This is a genomic window from Enterocloster lavalensis, from assembly GCF_046603895.1.
GTDB lineage: Bacteria > Bacillota > Clostridia > Lachnospirales > Lachnospiraceae > Enterocloster > Enterocloster lavalensis.
Genome location: NZ_CP176637.1, coordinates 4,124,216 through 4,139,383, shown reverse-complemented (window position 1 = coordinate 4,139,383; position 15,168 = coordinate 4,124,216). Strand labels below are relative to the sequence as shown.

The following is a 15,168-nucleotide window of genomic DNA, read 5'->3' as shown; positions in this document are numbered from 1 at the left end:
AGGTCTGCGCCGCAGCCCGGGGCCGGAGCTCGCCGTTCCACGCCAAAGCGCTTCCCTGTTGAATGCAGCCGGCCGCCGTTTTACCCGGGACCAACCGATAAATATGATAAACCGCGCGCATTTCCCGCGGCCGATCATTGCTCAGTACAAATGGCAGGCCACCATGTGGTCGTCATTGATCTTCTTCAGTTCCGGCTTCTCCCTGCCGCAGATTTCCTTAGCGTAAGCGCAGCGCGCCCGGAAAGGACAGCCCGGCGGCGGGTCGATGGGCGAGGGAACATCCCCCTGAAGCACAATCCGCTTGTTCTGTCTGGCCTGGTTGGGATCCGCCACCGGCACAGCCGAGATCAGGGATTTGGTATAGGGGTGAAGCATGTTGTCGTAAAGCTCGTCCACCTGGGCGTACTCGATCAGGTTGCCCAGGTACATCACGCCCACCTGATGGGAAATATGCCGCACCATGGACAGGTCGTGGGAAATGAACAGGTAGGTGAAGCCGAATTTGTGCTGCAGCTCCTCCAAAATATTGATTACCTGGGCCTGTATGGACACGTCCAGGGCGGAAATGGGCTCGTCGCAGACGATAAACTCCGGTTCCGCGGCCAGGGCTCTGGCGATGCCGATTCTCTGCCGCTGTCCGCCGGAAAACTCGTGGGGATAGCGGTTCAGATGATCCGCCTTCAGTCCCACCATCTGGATCAGCTCCCGCACCCGGTCCCGACGGTCCCCCTCGCTGCACAGCTTTAAGGCCCGGATAGGCTCGGAGATAATGGCCTCCACGTTCATGCGCGGGTCCAGGGACGTGTAGGGGTCCTGGAAAATCATCTGCATCTTTCTCCGGTACGGCCGCATCTCCTGGTCGTCAAAACCGGTGATGTCCGTTCCCTTATATACAATGGAGCCGCCCGTGGCCTCGTAAAGCTTTAAAATCGTCCGCCCCACGGTGGTCTTGCCGCAGCCCGACTCCCCCACCAGACCCATGGTCTCGCCCTGGGCGATGGAGAAGGACACCCCGTCCACGGCCTTTAAGGACCTGGCCTTGGAAAAGATTCCGCTCTTGACCGGAAAATACATCTTCAAATCCGTCACCTTCAGGCAGGTCTCCCGGTTTTCTGCCGCTATGCTCATACCGGCCACACCTCCTTCCGATGGATTTTCACCGACTTATTGTGCAGCCAGCAGGCGCTTTTGTGCCCCGGTCCCACCTCGGTCAGTTCCGGGCGGTATTCCCGGCACAGCTTCATGGCGTGGCTGCAGCGCGCCGCAAAGGGACAGCCCGCAGGCGGGTTCAACAGGTCCGGCGGCGTGCCCATAATGGGCACCAGCTTTTCCCGGCTCCGCTTGGGGATGGAGGCCAGCAGCCCGGCCGAGTAGGGGTGGCCGGTGCGGTAGAAAATGTCGTCCACCGTGCCCTCCTCCATGATTAACCCGCCGTACATCACGATCACCCGCGTGCACAGGCTGGAAATCACGCCCAGATCGTGGGTGATCAGGATCACCGACATGTTGTAGCGCTCCTTCATCTCCCCCATCAGTTCCAGAATCTGGGCCTGTATGGTCACGTCCAGGGCCGTGGTCGGCTCATCCGCGATCAAAAGCTTGGGATCGCAGGACATGGCGATGGCGATCATCACCCGCTGGCGCATGCCCCCCGACAGCTCGTGGGGATACTGCTTCAGCCGCTTCTCCGGGCTGGGGATTCCCACCAGCTCCAAAAGCTTCAAAGCCCGCTCGTTGGCCTCCCGCTTGTTCAACTTCATGTGGCGCATCAGGGGATTGCGGATCTGCTCTCCCACGGTGAACAGCGGGTTTAAGCTGGTCATCGGATCCTGGAAAATCATGCCGATGTCATTTCCCTGGATCTTGCGCATATCCTTGACCGACTTGGCGTTCAAATCCTCCCCGTCCAGCAGAATGGCGTCCGCCGTCATGGACGCGTTGTCGTCCAGAAGCCGCATCACCGACAGCATGCTGACGCTCTTGCCGCAGCCCGACTCCCCCACGATCCCCAGGCTCTCGCCCCGGTTCACGTAGAACGACACGCCCCGCACCGCCTGTACGGGTCCGGCGTCGGTGGCGAAGGTGGTATGTAAATTTTTCACTTCCAGCAACTTATCACTCATGTGCGATACCTCTGTTCTATTTCTTCAATCTGGGATCCAGCGCATCCCGCAGGCCGTCGCCGATGAAATTCAGCGCAAAGATGGTAATGCTGATGGCAAAGGCGGGGAACAGCATCTGATACGGATAGGAAAACAGATATTCGATGGCATCGTTGGCCAGCGTTCCCCAGCTGGCCTTCGGCACCTGGATACCGATCCCCAGAAAGCTCAAAAACGCCTCCTGGAAAATAGCCTGGGGAATCAAAAATGTCACCGTCACGATGATGGACCCCATACTGTTGGGAATCAGATGGTGGATCAGAATCTGCCACCGGCTCTGCCCGCAGACCTTGGCCGCCAGCGCAAAATCCTGCTCCCGCAGCGTCAGAATCTGTCCGCGGACCATGCGGGCCGTGGTAATCCAGAAGGTAAGGCACATGGCGAGCAGAATACTCTTGACCGTGTTGCCCAGAAACATCATGATCAGAATCAGGTACAGAAGGCTGGGGATTCCGCTGAGCACATCCACAATACGCATCATGATCATGTCCGTGCGCCCGCCCAGATATCCGGCGATTCCGCCGTAAAACACGCCGATCACCATATTGATGGCCGCGGCCGTAAAGCCGATGGTCAGGCTGATGCGGGCTCCGTACATGGTGCGCACAAAAATGTCGCGGCCCATCTTGTCCGTCCCGAATAGGTGAAGGCGGCTGGGCCACTCCAGCATATGGGCGAAATCCGTCTGGTCATAGCTGTACGGGGACAGCATGGGCACCGCGATGGCCAGCACCGTTATGACGATAATGACGGCAAAACCGAACATGGCCAGCTTATCTTTTTTCAGGCGCAGCCAGCACATGTTCCAGTAGGAAATGCTGGGGCGGTCGATCTCCTCCGGGTCCCGCTCCGCGGCGGAAAGCTCCTCCATGAGGTCAACCGGAATCTCGTCGTCCATGGCGAATCCGCCTTGTCTTAAAGTCTCTTCCATTGTGTCACCTACTTCGTAATTTTTACTCTCGGGTCAATGACCGCGTACAGGATATCCACCACCAGGTTGCAGACGATGATCATGGCGCCCACGAACACCGTAAGTCCCAGGGTGACGGAGTAGTCCCGGTCGTTGATGGCGGAGATAAAATACCGCCCGAGTCCGGGCACGGAAAACAACTTCTCGATGATAAAGGTTCCCGTGAGCAGCGCCGCCACCATGGGGCCCACGTAGGTCACCACCGGCAGCACGGAATTTTTCAGGGCGTATTTCCCGATCACCTGGAACTCCGGCACGCCCTTGGAGCGCTCGGTGCGGATGTAGTCCTGGCGCATGGTCTCCAACATGCTGGAGCGCATGAGCCTGGTAATATAAGCGATCTGGGAGAAGGCCATACAGAATACCGGCAGCACGTAATGCCGCCAGGAATCCAGGCCATAAGATGGAAAGATTTTCCACTTTTCACAGAAAAGGTACATCATGAGCACGCAGATCACGAAGCTGGGCACCGAGACGCCGATGGTGGCAAACACCATCGCCAGGCCGTCGGGAAGCTTCCCCCGCTTCACCGCCGCCACCATGCCCAGGGGAATCCCAGCCGCCAGGGCCAGGGCCACGCCCCAGGCGCCAACGCGGGCGGAGATGGGGAAGCCGTGGGCGATCAGCTCATTCACCGTGGTGTCGCGCTTCTTGAAGGAAGTGCCCATGTCGCCGTGCAGCAGATTTTTCAGATATTTCACGTACTGGACCGGAATCGGTTCGTTGAGTCCGTACTTGTCCGCGATGCGCTCCAGAATCTGGGGCGGCACGTTGCGCTCCTCCGACGGGCTGAAGGGCCCTCCCGGTATGGCGTGCATGAGGAAAAATGTGATGGTCACCAGCACAAACAGCGAAACCGCGCCGGCTGCCAAACGCTTTAATATGTACTTCAACATAAAAATTGACCACTGCCTTTCCGTCCGATTGTGTAAAAAAGCGATGCCCGCCTACTTTCTTCAGCAGCATCGCTTCATCACCGTCTTTCTCTTCATTCTATTCCGGACTAAAAAAGAATCTGATGTGAAAAATTATACCTATATCAGATTTAAAAGTCAAGTCAAAGCCATTGATTTTTACGGCATTCCCTTTATAATATGAATTAAAACCGCCGTTTTGCCGGGAGATTCTTCCATTCGCTTGAGGATTATCCCGCCTGCGGCAAAAGATCATTAAGCGCGCCGCCTGTGAAGCCCGGCCGGAACACCGTTTCCGCCGAGCTTCCCAGAGGCCCCGTAAAGGAGACGAAAATGAAGGTATATATCAGCGTAGATATTGAAGGCACCGCCGGGATCGCATCCTGGTCCGCAACCAACTTAGGCGACCCGGAGCACCGCGCCGCCGCACAGGAGATGACGCTGGAGGCCGTGGCGGCCTGCCAGGGAGCGCTGGACGCCGGGGCCACGGAACTCTATGTAAAGGACGCCCACGACAGCGGCCGCAACATGGACTTATCCCTGTTTCCCAGGGAAGCCAGGGTCATTTTCGACTGGACCCTGACCCCGGACTCCATGGTGGCCGGGCTGGACGGTTCCTTTGACGCGCTGATGTTTGTGGGCTACCACTCTCCCGCCGGGCTGCCGGGAAGCCCCTTAAGCCACACCATGAACCGCGGAAACAACTATGTAAAGATCAACGGGGAGCTGGCCTCGGAATTTCTGCTCCACGCTTATGTGGGCGCGGCCCGCGGCGTGCCCTCCGTGATGGTTTCCGGCGACAAGCTGCTCTGCGGCCACGCCCGGGAATTTGTTCCGGGGATCCAAACCGCGCCGGTGAAGGAGGGCCTGGGCCGCGCCACCATAAACCTGACGCCCCAGCTGGCCTGCGAGCGCATCCGCGAGGCCGCCCGGGAAGGACTCCTGCGCCGGGACCGCTGCCACTTGGCCGTGCCGGAAACGCTGACCATGGAGATCGGCTTCAAAGATCACTTCAAAGCCCTGCGCGCTTCCCACTACCCCGGCGCAACTCTGGTGGACCCCTACACCGTGACGTACACGGCAGCCTCCGTGGACGAAATGATGACCGCCAGAATGTTTATTCTGTGAAAATTAAATTTTTTCCAAAAAGCTATTGACTTTTGTCCAATCTATAGATATAATAGTTTTTGCTGTTGAAGAACAGCGGATGCGTCAGTAGCTCAGCTGGATAGAGCATACGGCTACGGACCGTAGTGTCGGGAGTTCGAATCTTCTCTGGCGCGCGTGGAAAACCCTGTAAGCGGAAGCTTGCAGGGTTTTTTGTTGCATGCAATAAGCCGCCGGTCCAAACGGCCGGCGGCGCAAAATTCTCTAATAAACTTTTCCAAACCCGTTGCAGATCGGACAGGTTCCTGAACCACGGCAGCTGAGACAATCGACTTCCTTCCCATCCCCGTTCCTTCTCTTATATCCCCGCCCCGCACAGCTCTTGCAGCGCCCGTCGCCGTTGCAGCTGCGGCAGGTATAATCATTGGAAAAACCGCTTCCGAGGACGTCGGACGAGCCTGTATCGTATCCGTCCGATCCGGAATAAGAACCGCCTCCTGTGGAATTAGCGTCCACCAGCGCCGCTACCGAAGCCACCTGCTCCCCGAAATAAACGTTAAAAGAGCCGCCAGTGATGGAAACCTTACCGTTTCCGTCAATCATCCTGGCAGTTGCGGAAAATGTCCCCTCCACGTGGGAACCATTTGACTCATTGGACGTGATTGTGATCGTGTAATCCCCTTTTCCAGGCCTGGCGCTATACTGGAAGCCCCCAGGGGAGGTTTTATAGGACAAACTGAAGCCCTTTATTTTGTCCCCCTTTTTCGCAGTGGTGCCGGATGAAACGTCCGGATTTATGTTAATTAATAGCTTTTTCCCCAGTGTACCGTCCGCCTTAAGGGCGTAAGCCGAATAGTATTTATAGCCGCCGGCCGTTCCACCTGTGGACGTCAGATAAAATGTCTCCTCCACTCCGTCGATCGTGGCCTTCATGGTATTTCGTTCCAGGGACGAGGCCGCGCTTGATGAACCGATTGTTTTTCCATCCCAGACACCGTTGGCATCCAGCCAGTATTTACCGTCCGGCGTAGTGGTATTTGCCAGCATCACGCCGGAACCGTCCATGTAATACCACTTTCCGCCATCCTGCACCCAGCCGGTGCACATGTAGCCGTCTCCGCCGAAATAATACCATTTTCCGTCGATCTGGGAGAATCCGTTGCTCAGATAACCGCTGTCCGTCGAATACCACCAGCCGTTTCCATCCTGCTCCCACCCCTGGGCGTACGCGGTAAAACCCATCGCCAGACACAGGACCATGGTCAGGATCCCGGTCCCCAAAGCTGCTTTTCGTTTCATAGATAAATTCCTCCTATTTGTTATGATAAAATGAATATATCATAACCCTTCTCTGGAAAATTTATCTTTTTTCCGCCCATCACTCTTTTCAGATTTCATATGTCTACCGCATCCTTGATAAATTTCCCCGGCGTTTCTCAAACCGGTTCCTGAAACAGCATCGGTTTCAGACTTTCCCTCACCCGTTCCATTTTCAAAAAACAATCCGGGCTCGCTGCCAGTCTTCAGCCACTCCTCGTCTGATTCTCAGCTCCCCGCTCCGTCCTGCTCCATGACCTCCCGGATAACCTCCAGCATCTGCGGCGTCACCTTGATCACGCTCATTTTTCTCCGGGCCTGGTCGGCCGCTTCGTAAAAATCCAGCTCGTCGTCCAAAACCATCGCGTCCTTCAGCGTTATGTAATACATCAGCAGGAAGGTAATCTCCTCACCCGGCAGGCGCTCCGCCAGCGTGCTTCTCACACGCTCCTTCTGAGCCTCCCCGCCCGGGAATACCCGCTTGTAAAACGCCTTGTAATCCCGTTCCCGCTCTTCCTTGCTCCTGAAGTCAAACACTCCCGATCCCATACGATCTCCTCCGCATCTTGTCCATTTCCCCACAGTGTCCGCACATTTCTCCGGCTCCAGCTCCAGTCAGGCACCGTCTCCGCCCCGGTATCCGGCCGCCAGGCGCCGCCATCCGGTATCCCGGCACCGGTTACCGTCTCCGCCCCACCAGCGCCCGGAACAGCCCCTGTGGCAGTTCAAACACAAACACGATCCCCAGCACAATGGCAACCGCCACCTTCACCGCCGTGTAACCCGTCTGCACCGCCAGATACAACTGGTCCGTCACCATATAGTACACGGTCCAGTAGACCCCGGCCCCCGGCACCAGCGGAAAAATGCCGGAAATCAAAAAAATCGTCACCGGGCACCGCTCCTTCACCGCCGCCAGACGGGACAGCAGAATCACCACAATGGTGGCCGCCAGGGCCGACTGAGCCGGAGCCCAGAGGAGACCTGAGGCGCTGTACACGCCCCAGCCCGCGCCCCCGATCAGACCGCAGTAGGCATAATATTTCCGAGGCACGCCGAACAATAGGGAAAACGCAATGGTTCCCACCATCGCCGCCAGTATTTCCTGTATCACAGCAACGCACCTCCCGTCACCCGGCTGATAAACGAAAACGCCATGCCCACGCCGATGGCGATGCTGAAAAACACCAGCAGCGCGTCCAGCATGCGCACGGAGCCGGAAATATAGTCCCCGTCCGCAATATCCCGGATTGCGTTGGTGAACGCCACCCCGGGGATCAGCGGCATGATGGAGCCGATGATCATAAAGTTGAGATGCGCCCCTGCCCCCAGCAGATAAAACCCGCTGCAGATGAACGTCACCAACGCCCCGCCGCCGATATTTCCCACGATCTTGGACAGCCGCGGGGCGCTGACATAGAGCACATACAAATAGAGGACCAGACCGGCGCACAGTGCGCACAGCGTGTCCCCCATATTTCCGCCGAACAGGTAGCAGAAAGCCGCGCTGCCGACGCCGGAGGCCAGAACCTGGGTGCTCTTACGCTTGCCCGGCATGTTCTTGATGTCCTCCAGCGCCTGCGCCGCCGCCTCCACCGTGTATTGTCCGCTCTCAATCTCCCGGGAGAGCTGGTTCACCGCCGCCACCCGATTCAAATGGGTGCCGCTCACCGGGATGTGCTGCACCTTGGCAAAATACCGCTCCCGCTCGCTGCCCGCAGTGGCGAAAATGCCGTTGCTGAGCACAAAGGCGCTCCCCGACCGCACCCCGTAGTGCTTGCAGATCCGGTCCATGGTCTCCTCCACCCGGAAAATCTCCGCCCCGTTCTCCAGAAGCAGGTGCCCGGCCTGAAGGGCCAGCTCCATGACTTCTTTTTCTTCCTGCTCTCCCATACCGATCCATTTCCCCCAAAATTCATCGTAACACAGCTATGTTTATTATATTGGGTATGGGCGGGAAATGCAAGAATTTCACGTTGGAAATGCAACCGCTTTTAGCTGTTTTTTAACTGTTCTCTCCCTTCCTCTTCCCTATCTCCCTGATCACCCGGGCGGTCAGTTCAACTCCCTTCAGGTACCCCGCGACGCTTTGGTGTTCATTGGGCGCGTGATTGTTGGAATCCGCGTCGGACCAGCGCACCTGGATCGCAGGTATTTCCAAAATCTTTGTCCACAGGTAATCCGGGGCGGTGGACGGGCGGCAGGGATAAATGATATAATCCCCGTAGACCTCCCGGACAACCTGACTGATCACCGGGACATAGGGATTACTCACCGGCGTCTTGGACGGTAGAACGCCGCCGTCCGACTCCACCGTCACATTGTGATATCCCAGGGCCACCACGTAAGAGCGCACTTTTTCCAGTATATCCCGCGGTTCCTGCCCTTCCACCAGCCGGATATCGATGAGCGCCTCTGCCGTACTGGTCACCACGCCTCTGCCATCTCCGGATGAAATTTGCTTGATATTAAACGTGGGGGTGGTGTTGAGCCTTACATAATAATTTTCGTTTGCCCCGCACGTGGGTTTTACCCCATAGATTTCCTCCATCTCCCGCTCAACCGGAGGCAGCGACCGGTAAATCTCCATTTCCTCCTGTCCGGGCCGGACAATCCCGTCGTAAAAACCTTCCACATTTACATGGTCGCCCGTCTTAAGTTTCCCCAGCAGCTCCACCATCTGCCAGGCCGCGCTGGGTAGAACCGGCGCATACCGCGAGTGGGCATCCTGGTTCATGGTCCGCAGCTTCAGCTTAATTGTAATATTCCCTTTCGCCCCCAGTGCGATGATCGGGAGATCCCGCTCATTCTTCGGTCCGTCGCTGAAAAATACCAGGTCGGCTCCCAGCTCTTCCCTGTGCTCCCTCAAAAATTCCGGCAATCCCCTGCTCCCTGACTCCTCACAGCCCTCAAACAAAAAGATCAAATTAACCGGAAGTTCCTCCCCCGTGCTTTTCCAAAACCCGAAGGCCTGTAAATGGGCCATAAGCGGAGATTTGTTGTCCGCGGCCCCCCGCCCGAACACCTTTCCGTCCACAATCACCGGCTCAAAAGGCGGCGTTTTCCACAAATCGGGGGCCCCCGGCTCCACCACATCATAATGGGCATAAATCAGCATGGTGGGACGATCCGGCGCATCCCCATGCCTGGCCACAATCACCGGATACGGCCGGACCGGATAAATCTCCGGTTCCAGCCCGATCCGCCTCATATGCCCTGCGATCATCCTACAGCATTCTTCAACCCCCTGGCCTGTGGCGCTGACGCTGGGCTGTCTCACCAGATCCAGCCATTCCTGAATCCAGCGCTCCTCATTTTTCGCGGCAAAAAGGCTCCATTTTTCATCAAAATCGCTCTGTTTCAACGCCATATCAGACCCCCTCAGCCAGTCCGTCCATATATCGGTCCGTCAGCTCGATGGCCCGTTCAAAGCTGTCCAGCACAAAATTCCGTTTGTGATTCAGAGCCGTCACAATATCATAGGCAGCGCTACTTCCCACAGGTGTCCGGACCAGATCGTCGATCAGCTTCAGGGCCGGCATGGGTGGAAGGGGAACTCCGCTGTCATTTTCATAAATATTTCCCGTCGTATAATTAAGCGGAACCAAAATCCGTCCAAGCGCCAGCAGTAAATGATTGAACGTTTCCGTTTCCTTCCGTTCATCCCCGTACAGCCGCTCCAACCGCTCCATAAGACAATCTGCCAGCCGCTGAGGCTCCGAGAGATCATATCTCCCCCGGGCCCGCTGCGCCCAATAAGCCACCAGATCGCAGAGCTCCCTGGCCGTCTCCCTGAAATCCAGAGGTATAATAGGATTGCAGGCAAAATACATGGCGATGGATATATAGATTCTGGCATCCCGCAAGAAATATTCAGGTTCTACCTTATCGGTCAGATCATCTGTGGTATGCCACCACCAGCCGAAATCATAAGCCCCCGAGCGCGTCTGCTGCAAACGGTTTTCCGGGTTGTCCGGCCGTGGCTGCTTTGAAAATGAGGAGAACGCGCTGGAAACTCCGTTGATATAATAGGACTGATCTCCGTTCCGGCCGCAGCGTCCGCCCCTGAACTCGCAGCCTGTATAAGCCTTTATGAAATCCGCCGCCACTCCGCGGACTTCCGGCATGATGATGGACCGGCTCAGGTCTGTGGCCCCTTTTCCCCCGATAATGTCGCAGTTCATGTTCAGCACGCAGTTCTTGTGTAAATCATTCCAATAATTGTCAGCGTGCCAGGCCGAACCTGCGTAACGCCCGTGGGAATGGCCGGAATAAATGACAATTTTGATATTCCGCTTCATATCCCGGCGGTGCTGTGCGGCTATGCGCGCCAGCTCCAGCTGGATGCAGTTGGCCGTCCCATTGTCCGTGGCCCCGTAATACCAGGAATCCAGATGGCCGCTGAGCATCACATACCGGTCTGTTTTCTGTTCAGCTCTGATATCTGCAAACAGCAACGGAATCTTTCTCCATCCGGTATCCACCTCCGTGATGATGCAGGCTTCATAGATCCCATTTTCAACCAGCTCCATAATCTCATCCCGCGTCTTTTCCAGCACGGAAACGTACGGGATATCGGGGATCAAATCCCTTGTATCGGGGGTGGGGGATCCCCAGGCATTGGAAATGATCTTCTCATGGAAATGTTCGCCCGGGCAGCCGATTACCCCTCTGGCCCCGGACTTCCAGGCCTTGTGAATCTTCTCAAAACCAGCTCCGCCTCCCAGCATAACGATCCTGTCCCTGCACCGCTCCGCCGTGATCTCCTCCGGTCCCCCTTCCACATAGACCAGCGTCCCCTTTATTCCCTGAGGCGGCGTACTCTTCGCCATGGAGGCCGTGTGGCACATATACTCCTGCCCATTGATGTACAGCTTTGCCGACACAGGCAGACTGATATAGGCGTCGTGGAAAATCATCTCCGTCTCCGCTCCGGCTTCTTTTAATTCCCTCTCCATGTAGCAGAACGCCTCCAGCTCTTCCTCCGTACCGGAGAGGCGCTCCCACATGCAGATGTGATGAAGGTTGTCCATCAGCCGGTCAATGGATACCGGATAATCCAAATATGGTTTTAAATCTCTCATCAGTTTTCCTCCAGCTATTCCAGGTTCTTATTCATAGCAGACCACATCTTGGCCGTATACGTGGATACCATCCGCCCGCGGGATAAAGCCTTCCACATTTTTATTGAGCCCCACTAAAATCTCGTCAAACCACATGGGCAGACAGGGCATCTCCTCCCGGATAATCCCGTAAAGTTCCTTGTAAATATCTTTGGATTCCTCCACATCCAGAATGGCTCTTCCCTCCAGCATAAGCGCATCCGCTCTGTCGTTTTTCCAGTAGGACTTATTGCTGGCAGACTCTGAAAACAGCAGGTTGTAAACGGTAAACCGTGAATCACCTGTCAGGGAATTGATAAACCGCACGCTCATATCATAGTTGTCCGTATCAGATTTTTCGCGGCTGGCCAGCGCTGAGGATTCCATAGTCTCGATGTTCAGGGTGATTCCAACTTTTTCCAGCTCTGCCTGCATGATCTGAGCATACTGAAGCCAGACGTCGTTTGTGTCCAGCCAGATATTCAGACTGAAGCCTCCGCCCGGATATCCCGCCTCCGCCAAAAGCGCTTTGGCCTTCTCCAAATCACAGGGGCGCTCTTCAACGGGCTGGTAGGCCACATTGTTCTCAGACACGATGTTATAGGCCGGCGATCCCTTTCCGTACAGCACCATATCCACCAGAAGCTGCTTGTCCATACAGCACTCGATGGCCTGACGTACCAGTTTATTGCCGATGGGACGCCCCTCGGCCTGGGTGTTGTAATTGACCAGATAGCACTTGCTTCCCGTTGTAGTCGCCATTTTCAGATTATCCGACTGTTCCACCCGTTCCACGTCGTTGGGCAGGATCTCATAAGCGATATCCACCTCCCCGGTTTCCAGCAAAATAGTCCGCTGTGCATTCTCCGGGACAATTACCATATCCAGATACTTTGTCTTGGGAGCGCCTCTCCAGCAGTCCCCGAACGCCTCTAGCTTTGCGGATGCGCCCGTCTCATAGGAGACAAACTGGTAGCGCCCGGTTCCCACCGGATGAGCTCCAAAATTGTCCTCATCCGCCGAAGCCGCGGCCTTGCTGACAATCGAAAAAGGCGTGATGGTCAGGCTCGCCAGCAAGGGCGCATAGGGCTCCTTGGTATTGATAATCACCGTATTTTCATCCACAATCTCCACAGAATCCAGAGCTGTGGCGTTGTATCCCACCTGCGGGGAATTCATGCAGCGCTCGATGGAATATTTCACATCCTCAGCGGTCATAACATTGCCGTCATGGAATTTGACCCCTTCCCTCAGCTTAAACTGGACCGCGGTATCCGACAAATATTCCCACGAAGTTGCCAGACACGGCATGATTTCAGAGCCGATGCCTCCTGCCGGGTCCCACTCCACCAGTGTATCGAAGATCTGCTGCGAAATGATACAGGCCCGCATTTCCTTCCCGATGTGTGGATCCAGGGAGGTGATGTCATATGCCAGCGCAATCTTGATGGTATCCTTGATTTTCGCCTCCTCCCCCTGAGAACCTCCCGAATCGGCCTCGCTTCCCGCCGATGCTTCTGAAACGGCTCCCGTATTCGCTGTGTCGGAAGTTGTACCGCCCGAACATCCGCCCATCACGGATACCGCCATGGCCGCCGCCAAAAATACTGCCAACCTTTTTTTCATAATTCCCTTCTCCTTTCCTGGTCTGCGGCCTGATCCACCAGATGGCAGGCCACAAAATGCTCTTCTTCCACTTCCTTTAACGCTACATTTTGTTTAAAACACATCTCGCAGGCATAAATACACCGCCTGGCAAACCGGCAGCCCTCCCCGGGATTGATCGGGCTGGTCAGCTCTCCCTGCAGGATAATCCGCTCCGTTTTGAACTCGGGGTCCGGAACCGGTATTGCGGACAACAGGGCCTTGGTGTAAGGATGCTGCGGATTAGCAAACAATTGTTTTGCCGGGGCCTTCTCCACCATCTGCCCCAGGTACATCACCATAATATGATCCGACAGATGCTTCACCACGCTCAGATTGTGCGTGATAAACAGGTAGGTAAGCCCCAGCTTGTCCTGGAGATCCTGCATCAGATTCAGAATCTGCGCCTGGATCGACACATCCAAAGCGGACACCGGCTCGTCGCACACAATAAACTCTGGATTTAACACCAGCGCTCTGGCGATTCCGATCCTCTGTCTGCGCCCTCCGTCCAGTTCATGGGGATATGTATTCACCAGGCGGGGAGCCAGGCCCACCAGATCCATCATCTCACGAACCAGGCGGGCTATCTGCGCTTTATCCCTGTCCGTATAAATTTTCTGGATCAGCAGCGGTTCCGCAATAGCCTGGCTGACCGTCATCCGTGGATTCAGGGAGGCGAAGGGGTCTTGAAAAATGATCTGCATATTCCTGCGCAGCTCCTTCATCTTTTCCCTGCTCCGGTTCCGTATATTCTCCCCTTTAAAATAGATTTCCCCGGAAGTGGGCTCATGCAGCCTGAGAATGGCCCGCCCCAGTGTGCTCTTACCGCAGCCGGACTCCCCCACAACCCCCAGCGTCTCCCCCCTGCGGATCGAGAAGCTCACATCATCCACTGCATGGAGCAGCCCTCCCGGCGTCTGAAAGTATTTTTTCAGGCGATCCACTCGCAGCAGTTCTTGTCTCTCTTCCATTCTATTGCTTCACCTCCTTGTGCTGCCGCCAGCAGCGGACGTAGTGGGTTTCGCTGATTTGGACCGGCTCAGGCGCTTCCAGAGCGCAGCGTTTACATGCATATTTACAGCGCGGATGAAATGCGCAGCCCTCCGGCAACCGGGTGGGATCGGGCATCAGCCCCTCAATGGGCGTCAGACGCTTTACATCCACCGCCATATTGGGAATCGATCCCAGAAGTCCCTCCGTATAGGGATGCAGATGCTTTTTAAAAACCTCCAGCACGGAACCGTACTCTATGATCTTGCCCGCGTAAACAATGGCAGTGTAGTCGCAGTTCTGTGCCACGATTCCCAGATCATGGGTAATCAAAAGCATTGCGGTATTCTGTTTATTTTTCAATTCGCGCATCATCTCCAGCACCTGGGCCTGGATCGTCACGTCCAGGGCCGTGGTGGGCTCGTCTGCGATCAACAGCTGTGGATTGCAGGCCAATGCAATCGCAATAATCACCCGCTGCTTCATCCCGCCTGAGAACTGATGTGGATATTCCCCGTACCGCTCCTTTGTGATTCCCACCATCTCCAGCATGGACTCCGCTTTCTTCCTGGCCTCTCCCTCCGACAGGTGTTCATGGGTTGCGATCACCTCGGCGATCTGCGCCCCCACGGTCATCACCGGATTTAAGGAGGTCATCGGGTCCTGGAAAATCATGGAAATATGTTTCCCCCGGATCTGGCGGATTTCATTGTCGTTCATTTTCAGCAAGTCCCTGCCCTCAAACAGGATTTCCCCCGACACAATTTTTCCGGGCGGACATGGAGTCAGACGCATGATGCCTTTGGCCAGTGTGGTTTTTCCCGCCCCCGTCTCCCCCACAAGTCCCAGGGTTTCCCCACCGTGCATATTCAAATCGATTCCATTCACAGCCCGCACGATGCCGTCATTCGTGTCAAAACGAATCGTCAAATTTTTAATTTCCAGCAAATGCTCCATCT

The 15,168-nt window shown here is 55.9% G+C and carries 14 protein-coding genes and 1 tRNA gene; 2 read left to right on the top strand and 13 right to left on the bottom strand.

Annotated elements, in window-relative coordinates; all coding sequences use genetic code 11:
* Positions 1–141: 141 nt before the first annotated feature.
* Genes ACK2JC_RS18480 through ACK2JC_RS18465 form a run of 4 tightly spaced genes read right to left on the bottom strand, consistent with a single transcriptional unit; the run spans position 142 to position 4,028 of the window.
* Entirely contained in the window at positions 142–1,128 is a 987-nt protein-coding gene (locus ACK2JC_RS18480; RefSeq protein ID WP_118757224.1) for an ABC transporter ATP-binding protein, read from the bottom strand.
* Entirely contained in the window at positions 1,125–2,123 is a 999-nt protein-coding gene (locus ACK2JC_RS18475) for an ABC transporter ATP-binding protein (protein ID WP_092361416.1), read from the bottom strand. The genes ACK2JC_RS18480 and ACK2JC_RS18475 overlap by 4 nt, the downstream gene beginning before the upstream one ends.
* Positions 2,124–2,139: 16 nt before the next feature.
* On the bottom strand, positions 2,140–3,093 hold the full coding sequence (locus ACK2JC_RS18470) for an ABC transporter permease (RefSeq protein ID WP_320937627.1): 954 nt from the start codon (positions 3,091–3,093) through the stop codon (positions 2,140–2,142).
* Between the two features lie 8 nt (positions 3,094–3,101).
* On the bottom strand, positions 3,102–4,028 hold the full coding sequence (locus ACK2JC_RS18465) for an ABC transporter permease (protein WP_007716872.1): 927 nt from the start codon (positions 4,026–4,028) through the stop codon (positions 3,102–3,104).
* A gap of 351 nt (positions 4,029–4,379) precedes the next feature.
* On the opposite strand from ACK2JC_RS18465, the gene ACK2JC_RS18460 reads away from it, so the two are divergent.
* The gene (locus ACK2JC_RS18460) at positions 4,380–5,174 is read left to right on the top strand and encodes a M55 family metallopeptidase (RefSeq protein WP_320937628.1); all 795 of its coding nucleotides are present in this window, start codon (positions 4,380–4,382) and stop codon (positions 5,172–5,174) included.
* An 81-nt stretch (positions 5,175–5,255) separates the two neighbouring features.
* Positions 5,256–5,329: transfer RNA gene (locus ACK2JC_RS18455), tRNA-Arg, on the top strand.
* Between the two features lie 88 nt (positions 5,330–5,417).
* On the opposite strand, the gene ACK2JC_RS18450 is transcribed toward ACK2JC_RS18455, so the two are convergent.
* From ACK2JC_RS18450 to ACK2JC_RS18410, 9 genes are all read right to left on the bottom strand, one after another.
* Entirely contained in the window at positions 5,418–6,452 is a 1,035-nt protein-coding gene (locus ACK2JC_RS18450; RefSeq protein WP_320938369.1) for a hypothetical protein, read from the bottom strand.
* A 246-nt stretch (positions 6,453–6,698) separates the two neighbouring features.
* A complete protein-coding gene (locus ACK2JC_RS18445) occupies positions 6,699–7,019 on the bottom strand; it encodes a hypothetical protein (RefSeq protein ID WP_320938370.1) in 321 nt (106 codons plus the stop codon).
* A 130-nt stretch (positions 7,020–7,149) separates the two neighbouring features.
* A complete protein-coding gene (locus ACK2JC_RS18440) occupies positions 7,150–7,560 on the bottom strand; it encodes a threonine/serine exporter family protein (protein WP_411338522.1) in 411 nt (136 codons plus the stop codon).
* Positions 7,561–7,580: 20 nt separating this feature from the next.
* Positions 7,581–8,363, bottom strand: coding sequence for a threonine/serine exporter family protein (locus ACK2JC_RS18435; RefSeq protein ID WP_092361427.1), 783 nt, complete (start codon positions 8,361–8,363; stop codon positions 7,581–7,583).
* Positions 8,364–8,475: 112 nt separating this feature from the next.
* On the bottom strand, positions 8,476–9,840 hold the full coding sequence (locus ACK2JC_RS18430; RefSeq protein WP_320938372.1) for a M20/M25/M40 family metallo-hydrolase: 1,365 nt from the start codon (positions 9,838–9,840) through the stop codon (positions 8,476–8,478).
* Position 9,841: 1 nt separating this feature from the next.
* Positions 9,842–11,554 (bottom strand): M28 family metallopeptidase, encoded by a 1,713-nt coding sequence (locus tag ACK2JC_RS18425; RefSeq protein ID WP_320938373.1) that lies wholly within the window; start codon positions 11,552–11,554, stop codon positions 9,842–9,844.
* 27 nt (positions 11,555–11,581) lie between these two features.
* Entirely contained in the window at positions 11,582–13,198 is a 1,617-nt protein-coding gene (locus ACK2JC_RS18420) for an ABC transporter substrate-binding protein (RefSeq protein WP_320938374.1), read from the bottom strand.
* Complete coding sequence (locus ACK2JC_RS18415; protein WP_320938375.1) at positions 13,195–14,190, bottom strand: dipeptide ABC transporter ATP-binding protein; 996 nt, start codon at positions 14,188–14,190, stop codon at positions 13,195–13,197. Before ACK2JC_RS18415 ends, ACK2JC_RS18420 begins: the two co-directional genes overlap by 4 nt.
* Position 14,191: 1 nt before the next feature.
* Complete coding sequence (locus tag ACK2JC_RS18410; protein WP_320938376.1) at positions 14,192–15,166, bottom strand: ABC transporter ATP-binding protein; 975 nt, start codon at positions 15,164–15,166, stop codon at positions 14,192–14,194.
* Positions 15,167–15,168 lie beyond the last annotated feature (2 nt).

Coding starts and splice junctions, on each gene's coding strand:
- ACK2JC_RS18480 (WP_118757224.1), bottom strand. CDS start 1,128: ATGAGCATAGCGGCAGAAAACCGGGAGACCTGCCTGAAGGTGACGGAT.
- ACK2JC_RS18475 (WP_092361416.1), bottom strand. CDS start 2,123: ATGAGTGATAAGTTGCTGGAAGTGAAAAATTTACATACCACCTTCGCC.
- ACK2JC_RS18470 (WP_320937627.1), bottom strand. CDS start 3,093: ATGGAAGAGACTTTAAGACAAGGCGGATTCGCCATGGACGACGAGATT.
- ACK2JC_RS18465 (WP_007716872.1), bottom strand. CDS start 4,028: ATGTTGAAGTACATATTAAAGCGTTTGGCAGCCGGCGCGGTTTCGCTG.
- ACK2JC_RS18460 (WP_320937628.1), top strand. CDS start 4,380: ATGAAGGTATATATCAGCGTAGATATTGAAGGCACCGCCGGGATCGCA.
- ACK2JC_RS18450 (WP_320938369.1), bottom strand. CDS start 6,452: ATGAAACGAAAAGCAGCTTTGGGGACCGGGATCCTGACCATGGTCCTG.
- ACK2JC_RS18445 (WP_320938370.1), bottom strand. CDS start 7,019: ATGGGATCGGGAGTGTTTGACTTCAGGAGCAAGGAAGAGCGGGAACGG.
- ACK2JC_RS18440 (WP_411338522.1), bottom strand. CDS start 7,560: ATGGTGGGAACCATTGCGTTTTCCCTATTGTTCGGCGTGCCTCGGAAA.
- ACK2JC_RS18435 (WP_092361427.1), bottom strand. CDS start 8,363: ATGGGAGAGCAGGAAGAAAAAGAAGTCATGGAGCTGGCCCTTCAGGCC.
- ACK2JC_RS18430 (WP_320938372.1), bottom strand. CDS start 9,840: ATGGCGTTGAAACAGAGCGATTTTGATGAAAAATGGAGCCTTTTTGCC.
- ACK2JC_RS18425 (WP_320938373.1), bottom strand. CDS start 11,554: ATGAGAGATTTAAAACCATATTTGGATTATCCGGTATCCATTGACCGG.
- ACK2JC_RS18420 (WP_320938374.1), bottom strand. CDS start 13,198: ATGAAAAAAAGGTTGGCAGTATTTTTGGCGGCGGCCATGGCGGTATCC.
- ACK2JC_RS18415 (WP_320938375.1), bottom strand. CDS start 14,190: ATGGAAGAGAGACAAGAACTGCTGCGAGTGGATCGCCTGAAAAAATAC.
- ACK2JC_RS18410 (WP_320938376.1), bottom strand. CDS start 15,166: ATGGAGCATTTGCTGGAAATTAAAAATTTGACGATTCGTTTTGACACG.